Origin of the sequence: Oscillibacter sp. CU971, from assembly GCF_905219725.1 — a bacterium.
GTDB lineage: Bacteria > Bacillota > Clostridia > Oscillospirales > Oscillospiraceae > Oscillibacter.
Genome location: NZ_CAJMXG010000018.1, coordinates 1 through 26,795, shown reverse-complemented (window position 1 = coordinate 26,795; position 26,795 = coordinate 1). Strand labels below are relative to the sequence as shown.

At 62.2% G+C, this 26,795-nt stretch carries 26 protein-coding genes and 1 pseudogene; 22 read left to right on the top strand and 5 right to left on the bottom strand.

Going from position 1 to position 26,795, the window contains the following annotated elements; translation table 11 throughout:
• The 11 genes and pseudogenes from JX325_RS02950 to JX325_RS02900 all read left to right on the top strand — a co-directional run.
• A partial coding sequence (locus tag JX325_RS02950) for a chemotaxis protein CheA (protein WP_204789688.1) occupies positions 1-1,195 on the top strand: 1,195 nt, incomplete at its 5' end.
• 21 nt (positions 1,196-1,216) lie between these two features.
• Complete coding sequence (locus JX325_RS02945) at positions 1,217-1,711, top strand: chemotaxis protein CheW (RefSeq protein ID WP_204789687.1); 495 nt, start codon at positions 1,217-1,219, stop codon at positions 1,709-1,711.
• Between the two features lie 29 nt (positions 1,712-1,740).
• Positions 1,741-2,583, top strand: a complete 843-nt coding sequence (locus JX325_RS02940) for a protein-glutamate O-methyltransferase CheR (protein ID WP_243413889.1) — start codon at positions 1,741-1,743, stop codon at positions 2,581-2,583.
• A 21-nt stretch (positions 2,584-2,604) separates the two neighbouring features.
• Positions 2,605-3,645 carry a chemotaxis-specific protein-glutamate methyltransferase CheB gene (cheB, locus tag JX325_RS02935; RefSeq protein WP_204789686.1) on the top strand — a complete coding sequence of 347 codons (1,041 nt, stop codon included), beginning with the start codon at positions 2,605-2,607 and terminating at the stop codon, positions 3,643-3,645.
• Positions 3,646-3,849: 204 nt separating this feature from the next.
• Positions 3,850-4,155, top strand: a complete 306-nt coding sequence (locus JX325_RS02930; RefSeq protein WP_204789685.1) for a flagellar biosynthesis anti-sigma factor FlgM — start codon at positions 3,850-3,852, stop codon at positions 4,153-4,155.
• A 3-nt stretch (positions 4,156-4,158) separates the two neighbouring features.
• Positions 4,159-4,647 (top strand): flagellar export chaperone FlgN, encoded by a 489-nt coding sequence (gene flgN / locus JX325_RS02925; protein ID WP_204789684.1) that lies wholly within the window; start codon positions 4,159-4,161, stop codon positions 4,645-4,647.
• Between the two features lie 31 nt (positions 4,648-4,678).
• The gene (locus JX325_RS17820; RefSeq protein WP_243413888.1) at positions 4,679-7,183 is read left to right on the top strand and encodes a flagellar basal body rod C-terminal domain-containing protein; all 2,505 of its coding nucleotides are present in this window, start codon (positions 4,679-4,681) and stop codon (positions 7,181-7,183) included.
• A gap of 1,522 nt (positions 7,184-8,705) precedes the next feature.
• Entirely contained in the window at positions 8,706-9,314 is a 609-nt protein-coding gene (locus JX325_RS02915; protein ID WP_204789683.1) for a DUF6470 family protein, read from the top strand.
• Complete coding sequence (fliW, locus tag JX325_RS02910; RefSeq protein ID WP_243413887.1) at positions 9,311-9,772, top strand: flagellar assembly protein FliW; 462 nt, start codon at positions 9,311-9,313, stop codon at positions 9,770-9,772. The genes JX325_RS02915 and fliW overlap by 4 nt, the downstream gene beginning before the upstream one ends.
• Positions 9,766-9,906, top strand: a pseudogene (locus tag JX325_RS18605) (carbon storage regulator); the annotation flags it as partial. The gene fliW and the pseudogene JX325_RS18605, both read left to right, overlap by 7 nt.
• A gap of 119 nt (positions 9,907-10,025) precedes the next feature.
• Positions 10,026-10,202 carry a putative motility protein gene (locus JX325_RS02900; RefSeq protein ID WP_204789681.1) on the top strand — a complete coding sequence of 59 codons (177 nt, stop codon included), beginning with the start codon at positions 10,026-10,028 and terminating at the stop codon, positions 10,200-10,202.
• Between the two features lie 51 nt (positions 10,203-10,253).
• Here the strand turns inward: JX325_RS02900 and lexA are convergent, their stop codons facing one another.
• The 3 genes from lexA to JX325_RS02885 all read right to left on the bottom strand — a co-directional run bounded on the left by lexA (position 10,254) and on the right by JX325_RS02885 (position 12,560).
• A complete protein-coding gene (gene lexA / locus JX325_RS02895) occupies positions 10,254-10,844 on the bottom strand; it encodes a transcriptional repressor LexA (protein WP_204789680.1) in 591 nt (196 codons plus the stop codon).
• Between the two features lie 140 nt (positions 10,845-10,984).
• Entirely contained in the window at positions 10,985-11,215 is a 231-nt protein-coding gene (gene secG / locus JX325_RS02890) for a preprotein translocase subunit SecG (RefSeq protein ID WP_204789679.1), read from the bottom strand.
• Positions 11,216-11,342: 127 nt separating this feature from the next.
• Positions 11,343-12,560 (bottom strand): serine protease, encoded by a 1,218-nt coding sequence (locus JX325_RS02885; RefSeq protein WP_204789678.1) that lies wholly within the window; start codon positions 12,558-12,560, stop codon positions 11,343-11,345.
• 177 nt (positions 12,561-12,737) lie between these two features.
• Here JX325_RS02885 and deoC point away from each other — a divergent pair, with 177 nt between their 5' ends.
• The 6 genes from deoC to JX325_RS17810 all read left to right on the top strand — a co-directional run bounded on the left by deoC (position 12,738) and on the right by JX325_RS17810 (position 19,260).
• Positions 12,738-13,394 carry a deoxyribose-phosphate aldolase gene (gene deoC / locus JX325_RS02880; RefSeq protein WP_204789677.1) on the top strand — a complete coding sequence of 219 codons (657 nt, stop codon included), beginning with the start codon at positions 12,738-12,740 and terminating at the stop codon, positions 13,392-13,394.
• 1 nt (position 13,395) lies between these two features.
• Entirely contained in the window at positions 13,396-14,112 is a 717-nt protein-coding gene (deoD, locus tag JX325_RS02875) for a purine-nucleoside phosphorylase (protein ID WP_204789676.1), read from the top strand.
• Positions 14,113-14,256: 144 nt separating this feature from the next.
• Positions 14,257-15,459: a BMP family protein gene (locus JX325_RS02870; RefSeq protein ID WP_204789675.1), complete on the top strand. Its 1,203-nt coding sequence runs from the start codon at positions 14,257-14,259 to the stop codon at positions 15,457-15,459.
• Positions 15,460-15,682: 223 nt separating this feature from the next.
• Positions 15,683-17,191: an ABC transporter ATP-binding protein gene (locus JX325_RS02865; RefSeq protein ID WP_204789689.1), complete on the top strand. Its 1,509-nt coding sequence runs from the start codon at positions 15,683-15,685 to the stop codon at positions 17,189-17,191.
• Positions 17,192-17,194: 3 nt separating this feature from the next.
• The gene (locus JX325_RS02860) at positions 17,195-18,322 is read left to right on the top strand and encodes an ABC transporter permease (RefSeq protein ID WP_204789674.1); all 1,128 of its coding nucleotides are present in this window, start codon (positions 17,195-17,197) and stop codon (positions 18,320-18,322) included.
• Positions 18,319-19,260 carry an ABC transporter permease gene (locus tag JX325_RS17810; RefSeq protein WP_243413886.1) on the top strand — a complete coding sequence of 314 codons (942 nt, stop codon included), beginning with the start codon at positions 18,319-18,321 and terminating at the stop codon, positions 19,258-19,260. Before JX325_RS02860 ends, JX325_RS17810 begins: the two co-directional genes overlap by 4 nt.
• Positions 19,261-19,336: 76 nt before the next feature.
• Here JX325_RS17810 and JX325_RS18400 read toward each other — a convergent pair whose 3' ends face one another.
• The gene (locus tag JX325_RS18400; protein ID WP_204789673.1) at positions 19,337-20,272 is read right to left on the bottom strand and encodes a sporulation protein; all 936 of its coding nucleotides are present in this window, start codon (positions 20,270-20,272) and stop codon (positions 19,337-19,339) included.
• A gap of 86 nt (positions 20,273-20,358) precedes the next feature.
• Here JX325_RS18400 and JX325_RS02850 point away from each other — a divergent pair, with 86 nt between their 5' ends.
• The 5 genes from JX325_RS02850 to JX325_RS02830 all read left to right on the top strand — a co-directional run bounded on the left by JX325_RS02850 (position 20,359) and on the right by JX325_RS02830 (position 26,038).
• The gene (locus tag JX325_RS02850) at positions 20,359-20,655 is read left to right on the top strand and encodes a YabP/YqfC family sporulation protein (RefSeq protein WP_204789672.1); all 297 of its coding nucleotides are present in this window, start codon (positions 20,359-20,361) and stop codon (positions 20,653-20,655) included.
• Positions 20,649-21,845: a sporulation protein YqfD gene (locus JX325_RS02845; protein ID WP_204789671.1), complete on the top strand. Its 1,197-nt coding sequence runs from the start codon at positions 20,649-20,651 to the stop codon at positions 21,843-21,845. Before JX325_RS02850 ends, JX325_RS02845 begins: the two co-directional genes overlap by 7 nt.
• A gap of 28 nt (positions 21,846-21,873) precedes the next feature.
• The gene (locus JX325_RS02840) at positions 21,874-22,854 is read left to right on the top strand and encodes a PhoH family protein (RefSeq protein WP_204789670.1); all 981 of its coding nucleotides are present in this window, start codon (positions 21,874-21,876) and stop codon (positions 22,852-22,854) included.
• Positions 22,851-23,339 carry an rRNA maturation RNase YbeY gene (ybeY, locus tag JX325_RS02835; protein WP_204789669.1) on the top strand — a complete coding sequence of 163 codons (489 nt, stop codon included), beginning with the start codon at positions 22,851-22,853 and terminating at the stop codon, positions 23,337-23,339. The genes JX325_RS02840 and ybeY overlap by 4 nt, the downstream gene beginning before the upstream one ends.
• Before the next feature lie 488 nt (positions 23,340-23,827).
• Entirely contained in the window at positions 23,828-26,038 is a 2,211-nt protein-coding gene (locus tag JX325_RS02830; protein WP_204789668.1) for an ATP-dependent RecD-like DNA helicase, read from the top strand.
• Between the two features lie 493 nt (positions 26,039-26,531).
• Here JX325_RS02830 and JX325_RS02825 read toward each other — a convergent pair.
• A partial coding sequence (locus tag JX325_RS02825) for a hypothetical protein (protein WP_204789667.1) occupies positions 26,532-26,795 on the bottom strand: 264 nt, incomplete at its 5' end.

Genomic DNA, 26,795 nt, shown 5'->3' with positions numbered 1-26,795 from the left:
GCAGCACCAGGGCCAGAAGGAGAGCCTCATCAGCGTGGGCCTGAGCAAGCTGGACCAGCTTTCCGCCATCGTGGGCGAGATCGTCATTACCGAGGCCATGGTCACCGGCTCGCCGGACCTGAAGGGCCTCCATCTGGACGCCTTCTCCAAGTCCGCCCGGCAGCTGCGCAAGCTTACCGACGAGCTTCAGGACGTGTCCATGTCCCTGCGGATGATCCCGGTGTCCAACACCTTCCAGAAAATGAACCGCATCGTCCGGGATATGTGCAAGAAGCTGAACAAACAGGTGAAGCTCACCCTGGTGGGCGAGGACACCGAGGTGGACAAGACCATCGTGGACTCCATCGGCGATCCCATCATGCACATGGTCCGCAACTCCATGGACCACGGCATTGAGGAAAACGTCCAGGACCGCATCGACGCGGGAAAGGACCCCGTGGGCGAGATTCTGCTCTCCGCCCAGGATACGGGCAGCGAGGTCATCATCCAGATCTCCGACGACGGCGCCGGAGTCAACGACGAGGCCGTCCTGNCCAAGGCCATNCGTAACGGCGTCGCCTCCCCGGATGTGGAATACTCTCATAAAGAGATCCTGAACTTCCTCATGGCTCCCGGCTTTTCCACCAACGCCCAGGTGACGGAGTTCTCCGGCCGGGGCGTGGGCATGGACGTGGTGAAAAGCGGCGTGGAGAGTCTGGGCGGCTCCGTCTCCATCACCAGCGAGCAGGGCAAGGGCATGACCACCATCATGCGCATCCCCCTGACCATGGCCATCATGGACGGCATGGAGGTCTCCGTGGGAGACTCCATCTTCACCATCCCCATCAACAATATCCGCTCCAGCATCAAAACCACGGAGGAGGCCATCCTCCACGACTCCGTCAACGGAGAGATGGTGAAAATGCTGGACGGCTACTACCCCGTCATCCGGGCCCGGGACTTCTACAATCTCCCCGGCGGCGCGGAGAAGATCGACGACGGCGTCCTGATGTGGCTGGAGTCCGGCGACTGCTCCTACTGCCTNTGTGTCGANGAGCTCCTGGGCGAGCAGCAGATCGTCGTCAAGCCCCTCCCGGCCTATGTGAACAACTTTGATATCAAAAACTACGGAATANCCGGATGCAGCATCCTGGGAGACGGCAACATCAGCATCATCCTTGACGCGGGCGACCTGTACAAGGCCACCCGGGGTTAAGCGCCGAAGGAGGGAAACGCAATGAGTAAAGAAAACGTCCTGTTCCAGGTNGAGGAAGACGACATCGAGACCACGGCTCCCGAGGACGAGGGCGCGGGCAGCCGGAAGCACCTCATTTTCACAGTGGACGACCTGAAAATCGGCATTGACGCCAATCAGGTAGTGGAAATTATGAACGTCTACACCGCCACCTACCTCCCCATGATGCCGGATTACATCCAGGGCATCTTCAACATGCGGGGCCAGATCATCCCCATCATGGACATCCGCCTCCGCCTGGGGAAGCCCCTCGCGGAGGAGGGCATCCTGATCGTGATTGACTACAACAACAACCAGCTGGGCATTCAGGTGGACTCCGTGGATTTGATGCTGGACATTCCCCTGGAGAGCATCGTCCCCATCCCCTCCCAGAGCGCCCAGAAGCTGGTTTCCGGCATGTGCACCCTGCCCGACGGCTCCGGCACCATGCTGGTGCTGGACTGCGAGCAGCTGATCGCCCACGGCTACGGCGACTAATTTTCCTGACAAAGCGGTGAATAAGAACTATGGATACGGCAAAAAAGAGTGAGGGAATGGGCGGCTTCGGCCCTATGACGATCTCGGACGCGGACTTCAAGCGGATGGTGAACTTCATCCAGTCCAGCTACGGCATCGACCTGAGCCAGAAGAAGCAGCTGATCACCAGCCGCCTCTCCCCGGCCCTGAAAAAGCTGGGCTACTGGACCTTCTCCGACTTCGTCAACCACCTTCTGGACAAGAAGGAGAACGACGAGGTCACCCTGGTCTTGAACAAACTGACCACCAATTACACCTTCTTCATGCGGGAGAAGGAGCACCTGGATTATTTCTGCAACAATATCATCCCGGAGATTGTCCGCCGCCACGAGCGGGACAAAACCCTGGCCATCTGGAGCGCGGGCTGCTCCAGCGGGGAGGAACCCTATAACATCACCATGTTCCTCTACGACTACCTGGGCTCCCGGGCNAAGGACTGGGACACCCGCATCCTGGCCACGGATATCTCCGCCCAGGCTCTGGCCAGCGCCCGGCGGGGGACCTACAACCTGCCGGACACCATCCCGGCGGACTGGAAGCGGAAATACTTCACGCCGGGCCGGGACGGTACCCACACCGTCACCCCCGCCGTGAAGGACAACGTGATTTTCCAGACCTTCAACCTGATGGACCCCATCAAATTCCGNCGGAAGTTCGACGTGATCTTCTGCCGGAACGTGATGATCTACTTTGACCAGCCCACGAAGGACGCCCTGGTNCGCCGTTTCTNCGACGCCACCGTCCCCAGCGGCTATCTGCTGATCAGCGCTTCGGAGAACCTGAGCCAGAACGCGCCCTATCGCCGTTTGGCTACGGCGACCTTCCAAAAATAACAAGGAGGTGGTTCCCTCACAATGGAACTGGGGAAAAAGATCCGCGTGCTGGTGGTGGATGATTCCGCCCTGGCCCGAAACCTCATCATCCAGGGCCTCTCGGCGCATCCCAGAGTGGAAATTGTCGGATACGCCATCAACACCCTGGACGCGAAACAGAAGATACCCCGCCTGAAGCCGGACGTCGTGACCATGGATGTGGAAATGCCCGAACAGAGCGGCATCGACTTTTTGAAGGAATACCTGCCCGCGAACCCGGTGCCGGTGATCCTCTGCTCCTCCCTGAACCTGAAGGTTTTCGATGCGCTGAACGCCGGCGCGGTGGACTTTGTCCGCAAGCCGGACGTGCAGGAGAGCAAGGAGGTCTTCATCAGCAACCTGACCCAGAAGGTTCTGGTGGCCTCCATGGCCCGGCCCCGCTCCGCCCCGCTGCGCAGCCCCTCCATAGCGGTGGCCACGCCGAATCTGGGAGGCGGTCCGGCCCTGGACCGGGTGCTGGTGGGCCTGGGCGCCTCCACGGGAGGCACGGAGGCCACTTTGGAGGTCATGCGCCGCCTGCCGGCGGACATTCCGCCCATGGTCATCGTCCAGCACATGCCCAAGGGCTTCACCCAGATGTACGCCGACCGGCTGAACCGCATCTGCAAGATGGAGGTCCGGGAGGCTAAGAACGGCGACGAGCTGCACCGCGGGCTGGCCCTGGTGGCCCCGGCGGACCTCCAGTGCCGGGTGGTGCGCATCGGGGAAAAATACACCGTCTCCTGCACGCCGGGGGAAAAGGTCAGCGGACACCGCCCGTCGGTGGACGCCATGTTCCACTCCATGGCGGAGGTGGTCCGGTGCAAGATGGTGGGCATCATCATGACCGGCATGGGCCAGGACGGCGCCGCCGGGTTGCTGGAAATGCGGAAAAAGGGCGCTNACACCATCGGACAGGATAAGGAGTCCAGCGTGGTGTACGGCATGCCCATGGTGGCCAACGACATCGGGGCGGTCTGCATTCAGGCATCCTGCGACAACGTGGCCAACGTGCTGCTCCGGCATTTGAAGACGTTGCACTGAAATCCCTAACGTCCTGCGCGGCCCCCGTCTCCGGGAAGGAGGCGGGGGCCGTTTTTTTGCCGGAACCCGCGCCCTGGCCTCCCCATTTCCCCGGGAATCAAGAAAATTCTCCCTCCCGTTCTTAACTTTCCTGGCGTTTAGCCGATATGAATAATGAAGTGATAAGAAGTGGAATGCTGCCAAGAGCAAAGGATGTGAGTGATTATGCTGACTTCTACCGGTTCCGGCCCCATCTCTTCCATTGCCCGGACGAAAACCTATTACCCCGCCCAAAAGCGGGAAGCAGCCGCCCAGCCCGTCTCCGGGCACAACTACGATTCCGCCAGTTTCTCCGCCCCCGCGGGCCGGAGAAGCTTTCAGATGGAGATGGTGAGCCGCCTCTCCCGGGAGGTGCGGACCGCCAACACCACCGGCGATATCCAAGAGCTTCGCCGTGAGGTGTCCGCCGGGGAGTACCGGCCGGACCCCATGGCCATCGCGGGGCGGATGCTGCTCATGGTGGAGGAATGAGCCATGGATGAGCTGTACCGTTCCTACCTGAGCTTCCTGCGCTCCATGAGCCGGGGGCTGGAGAGCCTGACCGGCCTGAATGAGAAAAAACTGACCGCCGCCCAGCAGGAGGACCTGATGGGCCTGAACGATCTTTTGAACCAGGAACAGGCTCAAGCCCTGAACTTCCGGGGCCTGGAGCTGACCCGGGATAAGCTGCTGCCCCAGCTGGGGCTGGAGGGGGTGCCCCTGGAACAGGTCCCCCGTCATTTTCCCCCCGCCATGCAGGAAGAAGCCCGGCAGGCGGTGAGCGAGCTGCAGCTCCGCTACGCGGCTTACCGCCAGGCGTCCGGCAAGACCCGGAGGCTGCTGGAGCAGAACCTCCACCAGGTGGAGAGCGTCATTGTGCAGATGGGCGGCCCTCCCTCCNGCGGGCCGGGGGGACCCGGCTACGGCAAGGAGCAGGAAAGCAGCGCCCCGCCTCCGTCCATGAAAACGGATTTCCGANCCTGACAAGCAAAGACAAAATAAGGAGTATATCGATATGAGCATTGGTACCTTTGGCTCCTTCACGCAGGCCCGGCTGGCGATTTATGCCGCCCAGACCGGTATTACCGTGACAGGAAACAATATTTCCAACATCAACACCCCGGGCTACACCCGCCAGCGCCTGGATCAGGTAAGCCTCTACGTCAACGGGGCGGACCGCTATTACGCCGAGGGCGATATCCGCACCGGCCAGGGCGCGCTGGTCAAGAGCCTCTCCCAGATCCGCAGCCCCTACCTGGACATCCGCTACCGAACGCTGAACGCCCAGATGGGNTTCGCGNACGGCAAGNTGGAGATCCTGGACGAGATCAAGCGGATTCTGGACGAGGTGGGCGAAGGCGACGCCAGCAAGGGCGAGGGCGGCTTCGGCATCCTGGGCCTGGAGATCAGCAAGCTGGTGGAGGCGTTTGAAAACCTGGAAGAACAGACCGGGCACCAGGAGTACGACAACACCGTNCGTATGACGGCCCAGAACCTGGTCACCCTGTTGAATAAATACGCCAACAAGCTGGAAGAGGTCCAGGAAAGCACAATCACCAAGCTGAACCAGGACATTGACAAAATCAACGGCTGCCTGACCACCATCCGCTCCTTGAACGAGGAGATTCGCAAGAGCGAAATCCACGGTGACCCGGCCCTGGAGCTCCGGGACGAGCGGAACCTCCAGATCGACCAGCTCTCCGAGCTGATTGACATCGACGTGACCTACAGCGAGGAAGAGATCACCGCCGGGCTGACGGTGGAAAAGCTGACCATCCGCCTGGGCAATGCCAACCCCGACGGCTCGGTCAGATCGGACGAGGCGCTGCTGGTGGACGGCGTTTTCGCGGCCCAGATGAAAATCGATCAGGTGCCGGTAAAGCGGGAGTTTGACCCCAATGACACCACAACGTGGCCTTACGCGGACGCGAACGGAGACCCGGTCGCCACAAAAGACGAGGCCGGCAAGGAGCCGAACCCGGAGTGGGACGGCCTTGACACGGCCACGCAGTTCTTGGACGAGAGCGGCCAGCCCACCGACGAGGCCCACGCCGCCCCGAGGGCCAATAAGGATTACCAACCCTACCTGACCGAGGACGGAAAGCCCACAAGCGACATCNCAAAGGCCAAAAAGGTGGTAGACCCCAACTACAATATGTCCATCACCAAGCTGAAAAACAGTATCAACGAAGTCTACGTAGCCATCAACAGAGGAACCGTCAAAGGGGTTTCGGGAACCGATACCGTAGACGATGGCGCCGGGAACCAGGTAGCCATCGAGGATTTGTTTAAGGGTGACCGGAACAGCTTCACGGTGGAGACCCCGGACCTTCCCACCGAGGGGGACAAAACCCTGATGATCTACAAGCGGGTCCTGCTGGCCAACGGCAACTACGCCTACACCCAGCAGATGGTCACCCAGGAGGTTTCTAAAAAGGTCAGCCTGGACGACAACGACCTTGGCGGCAAGCTTCAGGCATGGCGGGAGATGCTCACGGAAAAGGGCGAGTTCACGGACCGGGACGTGATTACAAACGTGGACGAAAACGCCGGCGGCAAGCGGGGCATCCCCTATTACCAGCGGACCCTGGACCTGCTGGCCAACCAGTTCGCAAAGGTCATGAACGCGGCCAACCAGGGCTTCCTCCAGGACCCGGNAGGGAACTTTATTACCACGGGAAAAAGCGACACGGGCAAAGAAATCGGCGTTCCGGTGACCATCCAGGTCAACGGCAAGGATGAAAAAGTCAACAGCGACTGGTCCAAAATAAACGCGGATGTTCAAGACGCGATCCTAACCGAGGTGGGATTAGTTGACAAGGCGGCGATGGAAGCTGCGGGGCTCACCGGCAAGAACGTTCTGGACGCCTTTATGAAGGGGCAGAAATACGACACCGGCGAGGGGAAATTTGTCCCCGAAAATAAAGAGGATATCTTGGCGGAAGACGGCACGGTCCAGGAAGCCGGCTGGGGTAAAACCGCCAAGGGCTTCTTTGTTGGCGGCGTGCTGTTCAGCAACAACCCCGGAAACGACGATCCCACAGGCATCACCGCCTCCAATATCTCCATTTCCAACACCTGGGAAACGACCCATATGCTGGTGTGCGCCTACAAGTGCCCGCCGGGTGAAACGAAACCCGCCTCCGGCGCCAACGACAACGTGCTCCATTTCGAGTATTTGCTGTCGGAGCAGAAGTTCGACTTCATCCCCACGAGCCTGGACGGCTATGAGAACACCAGCGGAAAGCCCATGCTCAACGGTACGTTCTCCGAAATGTGGAACAATATCGGTACCACCCGGGGCAAGGACGAAAGCCACATGGAGGTTCAGCTCCAGTCCCACTATAAAAACCTCCTGTCTGTGGATACGGAGCGGGATGCCGTGTCTTCCGTGGACTTCAACGACGAGGCCATGAACCTGATGATGTATTCAAAATCCTACAACGCCGCCTGCCGCCTCATGACCACCATCGACAGTGTGCTGGATAAGCTGATTAACGGCACCGGCATNACAACCTGATAAGGAGGGAGAAGCCTTATGATTCCAAGAATGACCACGGTAGGTACGCTGAAAAACTACCGTTACAGCCTGAACAGCTCCAACAATACCATGANNAAGGCGATGAATACGCTTCTCACCGGGCGGCTTTTCAACTCCTACGCCGATGACCCGGCCCTGGCCACCCGCTGCTTCCAGATCCGCAATTCCTACTGGAAGGCCAAGGGCCAGCNGAANGTCAANGAGTCCCTCCGCCACAAGTACGACGTGGCCTGGGAGTCTTTGGGGAGCATGTCCACGGATCTATACGCGCTGGCGGAGGACACGGCCTACGGCAGTGTGCTCCGGTCCTTGAACCGGCCCACCGGCCCGGGCCGCGTGGCCCTGGGCCAGTCCCTGGAGGCCAAAGCGAAGGATTTGGCCCAGATCATGAACGGGCGCTATGGTGAGAACTATGTCTTTGCCGGGGCGGACACCCTGAACGCCCCCTTTACCTGGGAGTCGAAGGAGAACCCGGCGTATATCGACGGGACCCCGGACCCTGCAAACCCGGATCACGCGGCGGCCTTCAAATACGTGGCTGCGGCCGGCGGTCTGACCAATGAGGCTGCCGACGCGAACCTGGTGCCAAAACCGAACCCCAATTATGACGAGGAGTTTACCAAGAATGCCACGGCAGCGGATGTAGACGACCCGCGTTACGGTCAGTATTTGACGCCGGATGGGAAGGGAACCACCAATCCTGACCCTGCCGTAGCGGCCCAGGTTCCCGAGGAGAATGAGGATTACAACCCCAATGTTTTTTTCAAATATCTGAAAGCCGACGGCACCGGGACCGATTCGGAAAACGAGGCCGCCAAGGTCCTCCACTACCGGGGGGTGCCCGTGGATTCCAACGAGCCTGCGGACGTGGAGAAGATGGAGTACTTCCTNAAAGGCGAGCATAAGTATGTCGACGTGGGCCTGGGCCACAAGGAGGCGGACGGCGAAGCCGTTTCCTCCACCGTTTTCGACAGCTCTCTCCAGGGCATTTACTACTCCGGCGGCTACGGGCCCAAGAACGGCGTAGAAGTGGAAATCGAGGACGAAAACGGCAAGGTAAAAACCATGACGGTAGACAACATTCCGAAAAATGTCATCTCCATTGTCAACGAAATGGGCCAGATTCTCCGGCGCTGCAACAAGGACGACGGCGCCTGGGCCAGCGAAGAGGATCAGTTCCGCTTCANGGCCCTGGTGGATGAGTACGAGGCTGGCTGCAGCGCCTTCCGGGAGCGCTGGACGGAAATGGATACCCAGAGCGGCTTCCTCCGGGACAACAGCGAGCTCCTCACCAGCACGTCGGNCTCTCTGAAGCAGCAGTATATGGAATTGGAGGACGCGGACCCCGCCGCCGCCATTTCCGACTTTATGTTCGCCCGCTACTGCTACGACGCGGCATTGAAGGTCGGCAACAGCGTCCTGTCCCAGAGCCTGATGGATTATATGAATTTCTAAAAGGGAAAGAATATATTTTTTCAGAGGAAGGAGTGCGCCATGACCTATGAGACAGCTTCTTGAAATCACCAGTGTGCCCATTGAAATCGAGATGCGGACCTCCCGGGCGCAATTGCAGTACACCCGGGGCACAGCGGAGCTGGAAATCTCCCGGGNCAAGGGAGNCTTNAGCATNANGNGNAGGCCCATCCAGCTGAACATGGATACCTTCGAGATGCGCCAGTNCATCGTCCCCANCGCGGCACGCAGNATCGAGCAGAGCGCCCAGAAGGGCCGGGAGGCCGCCTACAGCGCCACCGCCGCCCGGGCCCAGGAGGGCGAGCTCTACTTGANGNNCANGTTCGGCGAGGACGTTCAGGCCCAGATTTCCCGGACTGCCATCAGCGAGCAGATGTTCAGCCAGCCCGCCATGGATTTTATTCCCAAGGAGGGCCCGGAGATTGACTGGAACCCCGGGGAGATGAACATCCGCTATGAGATGGATAAGCTGAATTTCGACTGGCNGATCAACCAGACGGAATTCGANTNTGTTCCCNNCGACATTGNGATTTCCGTCAAGCAAAAGGCGGAGGTCATCATCAAGTATATCGGCGGGCCGCTTTACGTGCCCCCTTCCGCCGATCCCGATTATGAGCCGGTGGATGTGAAGGCATGACAGAGACGATCAAGCTTCAGACCAAGTACTTCGGGGAAATTGAGTACGCGGACAAGGACGTGGTGCGCTTCCCCGACGGGCTCTTCGGCTTTGAGGAGGAGCGGGGCTTCCTGCTCCTGCCCTTCGACGGCAGCGGCGGCGGCATGCTCTGCCTCCAGAGCGTGCGGACCCCTGCCCTGGCCTTTGTGGTGCTGGACCCCTTCACGCTGAAACCGGACTACGCGCCGGAGCTGGAGCGGGGAGAGCTGAAGGCTTTTGGGGTAAAGGAGGCGGGAGAGCTGGGTTTCTACGTGCTCTGCGCGGTGAAGAACCCGGTTTCCGAAAGCACGGTGAATCTGAAGTGCCCGCTGGTTGTCCACCCCGAGACCCGAGAGGCCCGGCAGATTATTATGGAGCGGTATGAAATGCGGCATCCCCTGGCGGAATTTGGCCGCGGGGAGGAGGCCGCGCCTTGCTGATTTTACAGCGCAGGATCGGAGAATCCCTGATGATTGGGGAGGAAATACGGGTTTCCGTGGTGTCGATTGAGGGCGGGCGGGTCCGCCTGGCCATCTCCGCGCCGCCGGAAGTATCCATCCTTCGCAGCGAGCTGCTGGATGNCAAATTGGCGAACCAGGATTCCGCCGTTGAGGAAGCGGCCCCCGCAGAACTGCTGGGGCTGCTGGGCGGAATGCCTGTTTCCAAAAAGCATGAGAAAGGAGACGCGAAACCATGATGAATGATGTTGCGATAGCCGCCATGGAGATGAGCTCCGCGCGGCTGGCAACCCAGTATGCCATGTCCCTGCAAAAGAATGTGATGACGGACATGGAGCAGCAGGCAATGGGAGAGCTGGCTATGCTGCCTCCCACTCCCGGCGTCGGCGACTATATCGACACCTACGCCTGAACAAAAGGCCGGAGCCCAAAGGGCTCCGGCCTTTTTTCTTTAAAACCGCCTTTAGTAATGCCGCACCACGGCAGCCACCTTCCCCAGGATTTTGGCATAGGTGCCGTCGATGGGGGAGTAGTCGTCGTTCTCCGGCAGCAGCCAGACCTGCCCCCCCCGGAGGGAGAGGCGTTTTACCGTGGCCTCGTCCTCAATCATGGCCACCACGATTTCCCCGTGCCGGGCGGTGGGCTGGCTATGGACCACCACCAGATCTCCGGGGAGAATCCCGGCATTGAGCATGGACTCGCCCCGGACCCGCAGGGCGAAATACTCCCCCTCCCGGCCCCCGGCGTCAAAGGGAAGGTAGTCCTCGATGCACTCCTCCGCCAGAATGGGGCTTCCTGCGGCCACGTTGCCCACAATGGGCACCCGGTCCTTGGGAGCGGGAAACTCGGTCAGGGCGATGGCCCGGCCCTTCCCGGCGCCCTTGACAATGACCCCGGCCTCTTCCAGGTGCTTGAGGTGGAAATGAACGGTGGAGGGGGATTTCAGGCCCACCGCGTCGCCGATTTCCCGGACGGAAGGCGGATAGCCCTGGGTCTGGATGCAGGAGACGATGTAGTCATAGACCTTCTGCTGCATATGGGTGAGATTCGCCATAACAGGACCTCCCGAGCGCCCTGAGGCACAGTTATTTTCTCCAGTATAGCACATCGGAGAGGAAAAGGCAAACATTTGTTTGGAAGAAATTCAAAAAGAAAACCGCCGCCCAGAAGCCTGAGAGGCGGTTTTTGCTTCGCTCAGCCGAGGATCAGCAAAACCAGGGTCAAGATTAGGAAGAGGGCCCCGATCCACTTGGTGGCGCGGGCCAGCTTGGCGTCCATGGTCTTGGCCTTGTTCTTGGCCAGGAAGGAGTCGGCCACGCCGCCGATGGCGCCGGAGAGCCCGGCGCTCTTGCCGGACTGGAACAGTACAATCAGGATAATGCCCAGCCCGCAGAGGAGCTGCAAAACAGTGATGGCGATTTTCAAGACGTTCTACCTCCAATTTAAGATCACGCGGAGCGTGAAGCGTGTTTGACAGCTTCTTATCATACCACAACGCTTCCCGGTTTTCAAGGGGTATTCGAGAAAATTCTACGGGAATTCTCCGGCGCGCTTACTCCTGCTGCTGCAGCTCCCGCTTGAGCTCCGCCAGGGTGATGCCCTCGGGTTCCCAGCCCGTTTCCAGGATGGGGGACAGGGAGACNGAGATGTACAGGCTGTTTCCCGCCTCNTAGGCCCCGGAGGTGACGNCCACCACATNGCCGTAAACGTTCAGNAGGGCGCCGNCGCTGCTGCCGTGGGAGATGTCGGCGGTGTTGACCACGCAGGGGGCGCTGAACTTGGAGACCATATGGTNCGTGGCGCTGACGATGCCCTCGCTGATGGCGGGGGTGATGCNCAGAGGCACGCCCAGGGTGTAAATCCGGTNGCCCCGGCGAAGGGCGGGCTCCTCCGCGATTTCCAGGAAGGAGAAGAAGGGAACCTCCGTCTTGCCGTCCTCGGAGGTTTTGGAGATCCGCAGCAGGGCCAGGTCGGCGTCGGNGTCGGCGAAGAGCACCCGGTCCACCGGGAAGGTCTCTCCGGTGATGAGGGTGACGGTGGCCCGGACAGCGTCCTCAATGGTGTGGTAGTTGGTGACGGCCAGCCCTCCGGCGGAGACGAAGAAGCCGCTGCCGCCGTTGCTCTGAATATTTTTCTTATAGGCGTTTTCCGTGTAGTACACGTTCAGCTGGAAAGCGGCGGCCATGTGCCGGTCCGCCACCTGCCGGGCGGTGAGCTCCTCCGGGAAAAGGCCCCGGATTTGGGCCTGGGTGCAGCGGCCCTTGTCCGCCAGGCCCTGGGCCAGGGTCCCGCCGTCCTGGGCGGGGAAGGTCAGGGCGTCCAGGGCCAGCTGGTACAGGTCCCCCAGGGTGAGGGTTTCGCCGTAGTCCCGGGTGGTCAGGGCCGCCCGGCGGGCGAAGAGATCCGCGTTTTCGCCGGTGAAGCCCTCATACCCCAGCAGCCGCAGCAGCGAGGCGCAGAACTCGGCGGTGGGCAGGGGCTCGTCCTGGCCGCCGGTGACGGTGACCCAGCCCTGGGCCACGGCGTAGTCCTGGGCGCCGGAGGGCAGATCGGCCCGGACGGCGCCGGAGAGGCGGACCAGCAGGTTCGTCCCGTCGAGCCGGTCGGCGGGGCGGTTCAAAACCTCGTCGGAGGGCACGGAATCGATCAGGCCGAGACCGGCCAGGGTTNCGGCGGCCCGGCGGGATTCTCCCTCCAGGGCGGCGGCGGAGGGAACCGCGCCCAGAAGCAGGATCAAGGCGCAGAGCAGGGGAAGGATTCGTTTTTTCATGGGATAAGCCTCCATCAAGAATATTCGTCCTATTGTAGCACGGTGAAACCGGCTTTGCAAGTGGGGAAACGCGGCCATCTGCCCACTGGACAGGCGGCGGATGGTCTGGTATAATAAAAGGGTAGACCTTTCCCGCTGAGCTGGGATCATATTATAACTGTAAAGGAGAACGCTGAAATGGAACNNAAGGAAATCCTTGGAAAGTGTGACCACACCCTGCTGGCCCAGGGAGCCACCTGGGCGGAAATCAAGGCCATCTGCGACGATGGGATAAAGTACCAGTGCGCCAGCGTCTGCATCCCCGCCAGCTATGTAAAACAGGCGGCGGAGTACGTCCAGGGCAAGCTGCCCATCTGCACGGTCATCGGTTTTCCCAACGGCTATGACACCACTGCNGCCAAATGCTTCATGGCAANGGACGCCGTGGACAACGGGGCNGAAGAAGTGGATATGGTCATCAACATCGGCTGGGTGAAGGACCAAAAGTGGGACGAGCTCCTGGCGGAAATCAAGGCCATCAAGGCCGCCTGCAAGGGCAAGCTCCTCAAGGTTATCATCGAGTGCTGCCTCCTCACCGACGAGGAAAAAGTGAAGATGTGCGAGATTGTCACCGCCTCCGGGGCGGACTATATCAAGACCTCCACGGGCTTTGGCGGCGGCGGGGCCACCCGGGAGGACGTGGCCCTCTTCGCCAAGCACGTCGGGCCCAACGTAAAAATCAAGGCCGCCGGAGGCATCGCCGATTTGAAGGACGCGGAGGACTTTATCAACCTGGGGGCTTCCCGCCTGGGCACCAGCCGGATCGTCAAGGCCGTNAAGGCTCTGGAGGGCTGAGATGGGCANTCCCCACAACGAGGCGGCCAAGGGCGCGTTTGCCAAGACCGTCCTCATGCCCGGCGACCCCCTCCGGGCAAAGTTCATTGCCGGGACCTTCCTGGAAAATCCCCGGCTGGTGAACAACGTCCGGGGCATCCAGGGCTGGACGGGGACCTACCACGGCGTAGAGGTTTCCACCATGGCCTCCGGCATGGGCATCCCCAGCATCGGCATTTACGCCCACGAGCTCTTCCACTTCTACGGCGTGGAGAACATCATCCGGGTGGGCACCACCGGGGCCCTCAGCGAAAAGCTGAAGCTCCGGGATTTGGTCATCGCCCAGGGGGCCTGCACGGACTCCAACTTCGCCCACCACTTCGGCCTCCCCGGGGTCTTCGCCCCCATTGCGGACTTCCGGCTTTTGGAAACCGCCGTGGCCGCGGCCCGGNNGCGGGGGCTGGANCCCCCGNNGGGGAACATCCTCAGCTCCGACGTGTTCTACTATAAAACGGGAAGCGGCCTGGAGTGGGCCCCCATGGGGGTGCTGGCCATCGACATGGAGACGGCNGGCCTCTACGCCACCGCCGCCGGGGCGGGAAAGCGGGCCCTGACCATCTGCTCCGTCACCGACAACCTGGTCACAAAGGAGGAGCTCCCCCCCGAGGAGCGGCAGAGCTCCCTGACGGAGATGATGGAAATCGCCCTGGAGACCGCCGTCCAAATGGCGGGGCGGTAAGAGCGGGGCTTCCGGCGTTTTTCCCAAAAGGAAAACATTTTGCGAATTTCCTTGAAATCCATGGAAGGTATTGTTATAATAGNCTTGGCCCAATGAGGCCGCCCTCTGTTTTCNGGGGAACATATGGAAGGAAGGTTGATACCAATGAAGAAGTTATTTGCAATCCTGCTGGCTTTGGCGATGGTTCTGTCCCTGGCCGCCTGCGGCGGCAACGACTNCGGGAATTCCGGCGATTCCGGCAATGCCNGCGGAGACAGCCAGCAGCAGGAGCCCGCCGCCACCCCCGCCGATGAAGGCGAAGACCAGGGCGGCGAGGCCGCCGACATCCGGGTCGCCATGATCACGGACTACGGCGACATCACGGACCAGTCCTTTAACCAGACCACCTACGAGGCCAGCAAGTCCTGGTGCGAGGCCAACGGCGTGGAATTCACCTACTACAAGCCCGCCGGAGACTCCACCGCCGAGCGCGTGGCCATGGTGGAAAAGGCCGCCGACGAGGACTACAATGTCATCGTCATGCCCGGCTTCGCCTTTGGCGAAACCATTNCCCAGGTGGCCGACGTTTATCCCGACATCAGCTTCATCGCCCTGGACGTCAGCGAGGGCGACGTGGGCGGCACGGTGCCCGAANACGTGTACTGCGCCGTCTATAAGGAAGAGCTCTGCGGCTACATGGCTGGCGTCGCCGCTGTGAAGCTGGGCTACACCCACCTGGGATACCTTGGCGGCATGGCGGTTCCCGCCGTGCAGCGCTTCGGCTACGGCTTCGTCCAGGGCGTGGACGCCGCCGCCGGTGAACTGGGCGTGGACGCCACCGTCGAGTATGTCTACGGCAACCAGTTCTTCGGATATCCCGANATCACCGCTTACGCGGACAACTGGTATCAGAACCTGGGCGTCCAGGCGGTCTTCGCCTGCGGCGGCGGCATCTGCACCTCCGCCGGTGAGGCGGCCGCCAAGGTGCCCGGCACCAAGGNCATCGGCGTGGACGTGNACCANAGCTTCACCCTGGACGCCGCCTACGGCGAGGGCGTGACNCTGACCTCCGCCATGAAGGGCCTGGCCGCCACGGTCAACCACATGCTGGACGAGGTGGCCGCGGGCAACTTCGCCAACTACGGCGGCAAGACCGAGGCCCTGGGCCTGGTTTCCGGCGACGACCCTAGCGCCAACTATGTCCTGCTGCCCATGGACACCNCCCTNTGGGGNGACGGCTTCTCTCAGGACGACTACAAGGCCCTGGTGAAGGATATGTTCGACGGCAAAATCACCGTCTCTGACGACANCTCCGCTATGCCCGCCGTCTCCAATATCACGGGCAACGATCGGGGCAACATCAAGTAAAAACCCCCTCAAGCACTGTGAGGACGGGATCTTCCCGTCCTCACTTTTTTACTTGCCGACGGCTAGTGGAGAGAAAAGGTCAACTTTGTGAAAAATTTCAAAAAATGCTTTGAAATCCAGGACGGGATATGGTACAATAAACAAGAACCTATTTTTTCGCAAAGGGTTCCGGGAAACAGAGAAGGAGGAGGTTGTGAAATTGGAACAGAGTTACGCCATTGAGATGCTGAATATCACCAAGCGGTTCCCCGGCATCGTGGCCAACGACAATATCACGTTACAGCTGAAAAAGGGCGAGATTCACGCTCTTCTGGGCGAAAACGGCGCCGGAAAATCCACGCTGATGAGCGTGCTGTTCGGCCTGTACCAGCCGGAGGAGGGCGTGATCAAAAAGGACGGCCAGGTGGTCTCCATCAAGGACCCCAACGACGCCAACGACTTAGGGATCGGCATGGTCCACCAGCACTTCAAGCTGGTGGANTGCTTCACGGTGCTGGACAACATCATCATGGGCGTGGAGCCCTGCAAGCACGGCTTCCTCCAGAAGGGAGAGGCCCGGGAGAAGGTGCTGGCCCTCTCGGAGAAGTACGGCCTTCACGTGGACCCGGACGCCCTGGTGGAGGACATCACCGTGGGCATGCAGCAGCGCACCGAGATTTTGAAGATGCTGTACCGGGAAAATGAGATCCTGATCTTCGACGAGCCCACCGCCGTGCTGACCCCCCAGGAGATCGACGAGCTGATGCAGATTATGAAAAACCTCTCCGCCGAGGGGAAGAGCATCCTGTTTATCTCCCACAAGCTCAACGAAATCATGTCCGTGGCCAACCGCTGCTCCGTGCTGCGCAAGGGCAAGTACATCGGCACCGTGGACATCGCCGCCAGCTCCCAGGAGGAGCTGAGCCGGATGATGGTGGGCCGGGACGTGAANTTCGTGGTGGAAAAGGCCCCCTCTAAGCCCGGCGAGGTGGTGCTGGACGTGAAGGGCATGACCGTGGCCTCCAAGCGGCNCAAAAACAACGCTGTCAAGGACGTCTCCTTCCAGGTCCGCCGGGGCGAAATCGTCTGCATCGCGGGCANCGNCGGCAACGGCCAGACGGAGCTGGTCTACGGCATCTCCGGCCTGGAACCCCTGAAGGAGGGCACGCTGACCCTGGGCGGCCAGGACANCACCAAGGCCCCCATCCGNAAGCGGAATACCTCCGGCATGAGCCACATCCCCGAGGACCGGCACAAGCACGGCCTGGTTCTGGACTACTCCCTGGAGGACAACATGGTGCTCCAGCGGTATTTTGAGAGCCACTTCGTCACCCCGACGGGCTTTTTGAAACGGAAGGCCATCCGGGAGTACGCCGTGGGCCTCATTGAGCAGTACGACGTCCGTTCCGGCCAGGGCCCCGTTACGGCGGCCCGGAGCATGTCCGGCGGCAACCAGCAAAAGGCCATCATCGCCCGGGAGATTGACAAGAACCCGGAGCTGCTCATCGCCGTCCAGCCCACCCGGGGCCTGGACGTGGGTGCCATTGAGTACATACACAAGCAGATTGTGGCCCAGCGGGACGCCGGAAAGGGCGTGCTGCTGGTGAGCCTGGAGCTGGACGAGGTCATGAACGTCTCCGACCGGATTCTGGTCATGTACGAAGGGGAAATCGTGGGCGAGTTCGACCCCAAGCAGGTCACGGTGGAAGAGCTGGGCCTCTACATGGCCGGCGCGAAGAAGAAGGGGGCGTAAGGCATGAANCAANAAAAAACCTCCCTGCTGCGCAACGGTGCGGTGCAGTCCCTGCTGGCCTCCCTGCTGTGCATCATCCTGGGCCTGGTGGTGGGCTATATCGCCCTGCTTCTCATTAACCCCGCCGGGGCCAACGGGGCCATTTTAGCCATCGTGGAAAACTTCATGACCTACTCCAAGTCCACAGCCCAGCTCCGCTACTTCGGCAGCACTCTGGTNAAGACCGCCCCCCTGCTGATGTGCAGCCTCTCGGTGCTCTTCGCCTATAAGGTGGGCCTTTTCAACATCGGCGCGGCGGGCCAGTACGTGGTGGGCACCGGGGCGGCGCTGTACTGCGCCCTGGGGCTGAAGCTGCCNTGGTTTTTGTGCCTCATNGCCNCNNTTCTGGCGGGGGCCGCCCTGGGGGCGATTTCCGGTTTGCTGAAGGCCTACTGCAACGTCAACGAGGTCATCTCCTGCATCATGCTGAACTGGATCAGCCTCTACGCCGTGAACATGCTGCTGACCCTGGTGAAGGAGGAGACCAGCCCCTATACCTTCACCCTCTCCAGCACCAACGAGGGGGCCATCCTCCCCTCCCTGGGCCTGGGGGCCCTGTTCAGCAAGAACCAGTACGTGGGCCTGGCGATTCCCCTGGCCATCCTGACGGCGGTGCTGGTGTGGGTTTTGCTGGAGAAAACCAAGCTGGGCTATGAGCTGAAAGCCACCGGCTGCAACAAGTTCGCCGCCAAGTACTGCGGNATGCGGGAGCGGAAGAACNTGATTCTCACCATGGCCATCTCCGGCGGCCTGGCNGGCATGGGCGCGGCCNTGCTGTTCCTCTCCGGCTTCGAGCAGTGGCAGTGCACCCAGTCCGCCGTTCCCGCCATGGGCTTCAACGGCATCGCCGCCGCCTTCCTGGGCGGGCTGAACCCCATCGGGGCCATCTTCTCCTCCTACTTCATCCAGCACATCACCAACGGAGGCGCCTATGTGGACAAGACCATGTACTCCTCCCAGATCTCCGACTTCATCTCCGCGCTGATCATCTACCTCTGCGGCTTCGTCCTCTTCTTTAAGACGGCGCTGAATGCCTGGCTGAACCGCCGGGACGAGAAGAAGAAGGCTGAGAAAGGAGGCGGCGGGAAATGATCTTANTGCTGCAATATACGCTGATTTTCGCGTCNGNGCTTTTGCTGGTGGCCCTGGGCGGCTGCTTCTCCGAGCACTCCGGCGTCATCAACATCGGTCTGGAGGGCATCATGGTCATGGGCGCCCTGGGCGGCGCGCTGATGATGAAGTTCCTGCCGGACAGCACTCCCGCCTTCGGCATGATTCTGCTGGTGNTCCTGGCCGCCATCGCCCTGGGCGTCGTGTACTCCCTGCTGCTGGCGGTGGCCGCCATCAACTTCAAGGCGGACCAGACCCTGGTGGGCACCGCCATGAACCTCCTGGGCACGGCGGCGGCCACGGTCTTTGTCAAGGCCATGAACACCGCCGAGAGCGTGGACAACGTGTCCTCCACCATCCAGTACATCAACGCGAAAAAAGCCTTCCTGGTAAACCTGGGCGGCTTTGAGTTCAACTGGTTCATGCTGCTGGCGGCCCTGGCCCTCGTGGGGTCCTACGTCTCCTTGTACAAGACCCGGTTCGGCCTGCGGCTTATGGCCTGCGGCGAGCATCCCCAGGCGGCGGACAGCGTGGGCACCAACGTCTATCGGATGCGCTACGCCGGCGTGCTGATCTCCGGCATGCTGGGGGGCCTGGGCGGCATCGTGTATATCACCGCCGGCGTCAGCGAGTGGAAGNTTGAAAACGGCGTGGCGGGCTTCGGCTTCCTGGCCTTGGCCGNCATGATCTTCNGCCAGTGGAAGCCCACCCGCATTGCCCTGGCGGCGCTGCTCTTCGGCTTCTGCTGGGCCCTGGGCAACGTGTACTCCGGCTTCGACTTCCTCAAGGCCCNGAACCTCCCGGCGGCTACGTACAACATGCTCCCCTACATCATCTCCCTGGTGGTGCTGGCCTTCACGTCCAAGAAGTCCCGGGCCCCCAAGGCGGAGGGCGTTCCCTACGACAAGGGGCAGAGGTAAGTACAAACCGTCATATCCTGTCGAAAAAATACAAAACGGAGCGGCTCCGCCACGGCGGAGCCGCTCGTTTTCTGGGTTAGAGCAGTTGGGTGCTTCTCTNGAACAGAGAAAGGCTCACCGCCGCCGCCAGTCCCCCTGCCAGCAGGGCCTGGAGGGCTTTTCCCGTGATATAGGTCCGCAGCCTCAGCCCGCTGCCCTCCAGCACCGCCGCCGTCTGGCAGAGAATGGAGACGCCGCCCCAGCCCGCACAGGCGGAGGCCAGGACAAAGCCCAGCCGGTCCGCCGCCAGCAGCGGCGTCAGGGAGAAGAGCTCCAAAAAGCCCACCAGCCCGGCNCCCAAGGGACCCTCCAGGGCCACCGCGGGGCTGGCCAGCACGTAGAAAAAAAGGACAAACCCGCAGACATAGACCATGCTGCCGCAGGCGCTCTTAACCCCCTCCACGAAGGCGGCGGGAAGGGAGGAGGCCTGACAGGGGGAAAGCCTTGGCAGGCGCTGCTGCCCAATGGGTTTTCCGCTTCCCCGGAAGAAAAGGCCCGTCAGCAGGGCGGAGAGCACATGGATAAGCCACAGATAGACCCCCGCCCGGGGACTGCCGAAGACCCCGCCCCCCAGGACGCTGAGGAGAAACACGGGATTGGAGTTGCTGCAAAAGCCCAGGAGCCGCTCCGCCTCGTCCACGGTGAGGAGGCCCTTCTTGTAAAGCTCCGCCGCCGTCCGGGCCCCGATGGGGTAGCCCCCCACCAGGCCCAGCAGCAGGGCCGACCCGGCGGGACCCGGGAGGCGGTAAAGGCTCATCAGGCCTGAGAGCCTGGGGGAGGCCCACTCCCCAAAGCCCAGGGATACCAGCATGGTGGACGCCGCCATGAAGGGGAACAGGGCGGGAATCACCGCCCGGCCGCAGAGGGAAAGGCCCTCCGCCGCCGCGGCCCGGACCGCTCCCGCGTCCGCCAGGAACCAGATCAGAAGGCCGCAGAGCAGCAGGCACGCGCCGGCACGCCAACGGGGTTTCATACGCCTCACCTCGAAAAACCCTATGCGGCGAAGGAGGCAATCATGCCGGTCCGCCCTGCCGCATAGGATTTGCTGAGGTGAGACATATGGAACGCAATCGACGGGACCGGGAGGGCGGCGTGCTGGCGGCGGCGGCGGAGCTCTTCGACCTGCCGGCGGACATCGTGGCGGGCCTGCCCCGGCTGGAAATGGTGGGGAGCCGCCAGCTGTATCTGGAGCACCACACGGGCCTTTTGGCCTATACGGAGGAGCAGATTGACGCCAACACCCCCGCCGGGGTCCTCCGGGTGAGGGGGGAGCGCCTGACCCTCCTGGCCATGACGGCGGGAGAGCTGCGCATCGGCGGGCGCATCGACTCCGTGGAGTGGGTGGGGCCATGCTGAGGGGAATCGTGAACCGCCTCCGGGGCCAGGTGCGCAACCGGGCGGAGTGCGCCTTTCCCGAGCGGGTGCTGAACCTCTGCGGGGCCCAGGACCTGGCCTTCTGGGATCTGGAGTGGGAGTCCCCCACGGCCTTTACCTGCCGCCTGTCCCGGCGGGACTGGAAGCGCCTCCGCCAGGCGGGGAAAAACCTGGACTGCCAATTCGACCTGGTGGGCCTGGAGGGGGCGCCCTACTTCTTCCTGCGCTTCCGGCACCGCCAGGCCCTGGCGATAGGCCTGGTGGGCTGCGCCCTGGGGCTGTTCCTGGGGTCCTTCTTCATCTGGGACTTCCAGGTGGAGGGCAACGAGACCGTGCCCACGGAGCGCATCCTCCGGGCTTTGGAGAAAAACGGCGTGAGCCTGGGGACCTTCGGCCTCTCCCTGGACGGGGAGGACATCCGAAATCATGTGCTTCTGGATGTGCCGGAGCTGATTTGGATCGCCGTCAACGTCTCCGGCTGCCGGGCGGAGGTCCAGGTCCGGGAGCGGACGCCGCCCCCGGTGATGGTGGACCGGCGGGAGCCCTGCAATCTGGTGGCCCGGCGGGCGGGGCTGGTGAAAAAGGTGCAAACCATCGGCGGCGTGGCCTGCGTCGTCCCCGGCAGCGCCGTGACGGAGGGCCAGATTCTCGTTTCCGGCGTGGAAGACACGGGCACTGTGGGGGCCCGCGTCCTGGCGGGCCTGGGGAAGGTGGAGGCCCGGACCTGGTACGACCTCACCGTCTCCATGCCCCTGACGGTCCTGGAAAAGCGGTACCTGGGANAGGAGAAGACGGGGTTCTCCCTGATTTTCGGGACCCGGCGAATAAAATTCTTNTCAAACAGTAGCATTGAAGGGGCGGAATATGATAAAATAACCAGCAGGCATCCCTTGAACCTCCTGGGCGTGCCTCTGCCGGTGGNGGTGGAGGTGGAAACATGGCGCTTTTACGAAACCGTCCCCACGCCCCGGACCGCCGCGGAGGCGGAGAAGGCCGCCGAGGCCATCCTCCNNGCCCAGCTNCGCGAGATGNTGGAGCCCTATGGAGAGGTGAAGTCCACCCTCTGCTCCGCCCGGCAGAAGGGGGACGCGCTCCTCGTTACGCTGTCGGCGGAGTGCCTGGAGGAGATTGGGCAGACGGCCNCNATTTATACGGAAGAAGAAACGGGCTGAGGCCCGCGTAAATACGGGAGTGAACGCATTGGAACAGAGAATCAGCATCGAGCGGCTGGAACAGGCCGTGAACCTCTTCGGGTCCTTTGACGAGAACATCCGCCTTTTGGAGCAGGAGTTCTCCGTCACCGTTGTCAACCGGGAGGGCGAGCTCCGGGTGGAGGGCGAGGCGGAGGACGTGTCCCTGGCCTGCAAGGCCATCCAGGCTCTCCTGACCATCTCCAGCCGGGGGGAGCCCATTGCCGAGCAGAATGTCCGGTATGTGATCAGCATGGTCCGGGCGGGGAAGGAGGAGAAAAACGCCGAGCTGACCGGCGACGTTCTCTGCATCTCCGCCAAGGGCCGGCCCATCAAGCCCAAGACCATCGGGCAGAAGGACTACATCGCCTCCGTGCTGAAAAACACGGTGACCATCGGCGTAGGCCCGGCGGGTACGGGAAAGACCTACCTGGCCGTGGCCGCCGCCGTCATGGCCTTCCGGGACAAGCAGGTGANCCGGATTNTNCTCACCCGCCCCGCCGTNGAGGCCGGGGAGCGGCTGGGCTTTTTGCCCGGGGATCTTCAGAGCAAGGTGGACCCCTACCTCCGGCCCCTGTACGACGCCCTTTTCGACATGCTGGGGGCGGAGACCTACCAGANATACCTGGAGCGGGGGAACATCGANGTGGCCCCCNTGGCCTATATGCGGGGAAGAACTCTGGACGACAGCTTCATCATCCTGGACGAGGCCCAGAACACCAGCCGGGAGCAGATGAAGATGTTCCTCACCCGCCTGGGCTTCGGGTCCAAAATCGTCATTACCGGCGACGCNACCCAGATCGACNNNCCCNACGGGAAGACCTCGGGCCTCCGGGAGGCCATGCGGGTCCTCCGCAATGTGGAGGGCATCGGCATCTGCGAGCTGACCAACGCCGACGTGGTGCGGCATGTCATGGTCCAGAGAATTGTCCAGGCCTACGAGGACTATGAGAAGCGGGGGAAGGACCCGGGAAAGGGNCGGCGGAAATGAGGCGGCACTATATTCCTGTCACCGCCGGGGTCCCTGGGGTNAACGACAGCCAGAAAGCCTTTATCCGCAAGGCCATCCGCACGGCCCTGGCGGCGGAGGGCGTGGACTTCCCCTGCGAGGTGGACGTGCTGGTGACAAGCGATGAGGAGATTCACCAGCTGAACCGGGAGGCCCGAAAGGTGGACCGGGCCACGGACGTGCTGAGCTTTCCGGCCTTTGACCTCCGGCCCGGGGAGCTGCCCGGACCCGGGGACGCGGACCCGGGGACGGGCCTGGTGCCCCTGGGGGACATGATGATCTCCCTGGAGCGCGTGGCGGCCCAGGCCAAGGAGTACGGGCACTCGAACCGGCGGGAGCTGGGGTATCTGGTGGTCCACTCGGCGCTGCACCTGCTGGGCTATGACCACCTGGACGAGGGGCCCATGAAAGCGCAGATGCGGGCGAGGGAAGAGGCCATTCTGGCGGAGCNTGGAATTACGGGCTAGACCCGGAGGGGACCGGCCCGGACCGCGGGCCCCNCGGGATTTGAGCGGCACAANNNAAACGGNGCGNCAAGGGCGGCTAACCGAATCCCCCGGTTCCGCATAGACTGAACCGAGGTGATTCAAATGCTGCTGCTGCAAGACGGCGTCCTGGCCTTTCTGTCTGCCGTCGGCCTGACAACCATCGTGTGGGCCGCCGCCGGAGCCCTGCTCCATATGGGCGGGCGCCCGGCCATNCCGGGGCTGCTCCTGGTCCTGNCCCTGAAAGGGGAGGCCCTGGCCATGGAGGCCGACGTCCGGGAGCTCCGCCGGGTTCAGGGGAGCCTGCCGGGGGCCAAAATCGTCCTGGCGGACTGCGGGCTGACCCCCGACGCCCAGGCGCTGGCCCGGTACTTGGCGGACCGGGAGAAAAACGCCGCCCTGGTTTTGCCGGGGGACATCATCGCGGAAATATGAGCCCGCCTGGAGGGCGAAAAGAGAGGATATCCCAAATGGAAGAGCTCATCTGCCGGGAGGGCACGATACATAGCATCATCTTTCAAAACGCCGAAAACGGGTTCACGGTNCTCCGCCTCCTCACCGAGGANGNGGAGGTNGTCACCGTTGTGGGCTGCATCCCCTGCGCCGCCCCCGGCGAGGGCTTGAGCGTCACCGGCACATGGGAGCGCCACCCCCAGCACGGGGAACAGCTCCGGGCGTCGGAGGTGGAGCGGAGACTGCCGGAGGACGAGGCGGAGATGTTCAGCTACCTTTCCTCCGGCGTTTTGAAGGGCGTGGGCCCCGCCACGGCCCGGAACATGGTGGACCGCTTCGGCCTGGAGACTTTCGACGTGCTGGAGACTGCCCCGGAACGGCTGACCACCCTCAAGGGCGTCACCGCCCGGCGGGCCCAGGAGATCGGCGAGGCCTTCCGGCAGCACATGGGCCTGCGGCGGCTGATGGCCTTCCTGGCCCGGTATGAGCTGCCCCNGGTGCTGGCCATGCGCCTGCGGCGGCAGTACGGGGACGCGGCGCTGGAAAAGCTCCGGCAGGACCCCTATCTGCTGGCGGGCGACGAGTGCGGCGTGGCCTTCTCCGTGGCGGACGGGATCGCCATGAGCATGGGCTTTGAGCCCGNCAGCNGGGCCAGGCTCCAGGCGGCGGTGAGCTTTGAGCNGAGCCACAACGAAAACAACGGCCACGTCTTCCTCCCCCGGGGGAAGCTGGTGGCCGCCACGGCCCAGCTCCTCCAGTGCGGGGAGGAGGGCCCGGAGCTGGCCCTGGACGAGCTTATTAGCCGGGGACAGGTGATTCAGGAGCGGGTGGCCAATGTGGACGCCTGTTACCTCCGGCGGCTGTGGGAGGCGGAGCGCACCGCCCAGCTGCGCCTGGAGGCCCTGCTGTCGGCGAAGCCCCAGGGCCGGGTCTCCGCCGGGCGGACGGTGGACGAGCTGGAACGGGCCCAGGGCGTTGCCTATTCCCCCCAGCAGCGCAAGGCCGTGGAGCTGGCGGCCAGGGAAAACGTGCTGATTCTCACCGGCGGCCCCGGCACCGGNNAGACCACCACCGTCCGGGCCATTGCGGCCCTGTTCCGGAAGATGGGCCTGGACGTGGTGCTGGCGGCCCCCACGGGCCGGGCGGCCAAGCGGATGAGCGAGCTTACCGGAACGGAGGCCCAGACGGTCCACCGGCTCCTGGGGATGAGCTGGAACGAGGACGCCCGGCAGGTGACCTTCACCAAGACGGAGAAGGAGCCCCTGGAAGCGAACGCCGTCATTGTGGACGAGACATCTATGGTGGACGTAACCCTGTTCGCGGCGCTGCTCCGGGCCCTGCGGCCCGGGACCCGGCTGGTGCTGGTGGGGGACGCGGACCAGCTGCCCTCCGTGGGGGCGGGGAACGTGTTCTCAGACCTCATCCGCAGCGAACGGGTGGAAACCGTATTCCTTCGGGAGGTCTTCCGCCAGGCGGAGCAGTCCGCCATCATCCGGGCGGCCCACGCCGTGAACCAGGGGAGGGCCCCGGACCTCCAGAGCAACCAGGGGGATTTCTTTTTCCTCTGCCGCCGGGACCCGGAGCGGGCGCTGAACACCCTGGTGGAGCTGTGCAGGACCCGCCTGCCGGAGAACATGGGAATCCCGGCGGCGGAGATCCAGGTGCTGACCCCCACCCGGAAGGGCCCCGCCGGGACGGTGAACCTGAACCGCCTCCTCCAGGAGGCGCTGAACCCCAAAGGGCCGGAGAAGAGGGAGCTTTTGTGGGGCGACCGGCTCTTCCGGGAGGGGGACCGGGTGATGCAGACCCGGAACGACTACGATGTGGTGTGGGAAAAAGAGGACGGAACCGTGGGCACGGGGATGTTCAACGGGGACGTGGGAANGATCGTGAAGATCGACGACTCCGGCGAGTGGCTGGAGCTGGACTTTGACGGCCGCCGGGCGGTCTACGGCGCGGAGCAGCTGAACGAGGTGGACCTGGCCTTCGCCATGACGGTGCATAAANCCCAGGGCAGCGAGNACCNCTGCGTGGTGCTGGCGGCCATGCCCGCGCCCTCCCCCCTGATGGTCCGGGGGGTGCTGTACACGGCTCTGACCCGGGCGAAGGAGCTGCTGGTGGTCGTGGGAGACGACGCGGCGGTCCGGGCCATGGCGGCGAATGATAAGCGGCAGAGGCGGTACTCCGGCCTCCGCTGGCGGCTGGCCAAGGGGGCTGCCGGGAAATAAACGGGAAGGACCGCCCTTGGGCGGTCCTTGCTTTTTGCCGGTAAATGTGATAAAGTGTCGGATAAGAAGGCACTGCGCAAAAAGGCGGGCGGTTGGTCACACCCTCGGAAAGGGGGTGAGGCCGTATGCGAATCACGTTACATATCGGGTCTTTTACGATCACGATAATCGTGAAAAGCAGAAACCGTCACTCTGCCAAGTGACGGTTTCAAAGATGCTTTTGATTCCTAAACTTGTATGAGCTAACCGCTTACTGCGGTGCCTTCTTATACTCATTATAGCGAAGCCTCTGGCTTCTGTCAAGTCCCTTGCAATTGGTCGGAAAATGTGATAAGGTGTCGGATAAGAAGGCACTGCGCAAAAAGGCGGGCGGTTGGTCACACCCTCGGAAAGGGGGTGAGAAAATGCCGATTACATTGACGTTCCATATCCTGTATTGGACGGTAACGATCAAGGTAAAAAGCGGAAACCGCCACTCGGGCAAGTGACGGTTTCAAGGCTTAGCTTTGTTTCTCGCTAACGAACCTGGGCTAACCGCCGGTCGCGGTGCCTTCTTATGCTTATTATAGGCCATGGAGATATTTTTGTCAAGCACGAATATCTGAAAATCAGATAAAATTCCGTATCGGATTTCTAGATACATATACTCATACTTGGTGATAAGCATGAGAACAGAAATTTTAAGGAAACGCTGATTTAATTCCCCGAAATGATAGAAGATGTGATAAAATAAGGGAAAGGGGGCACGGGGTATGAA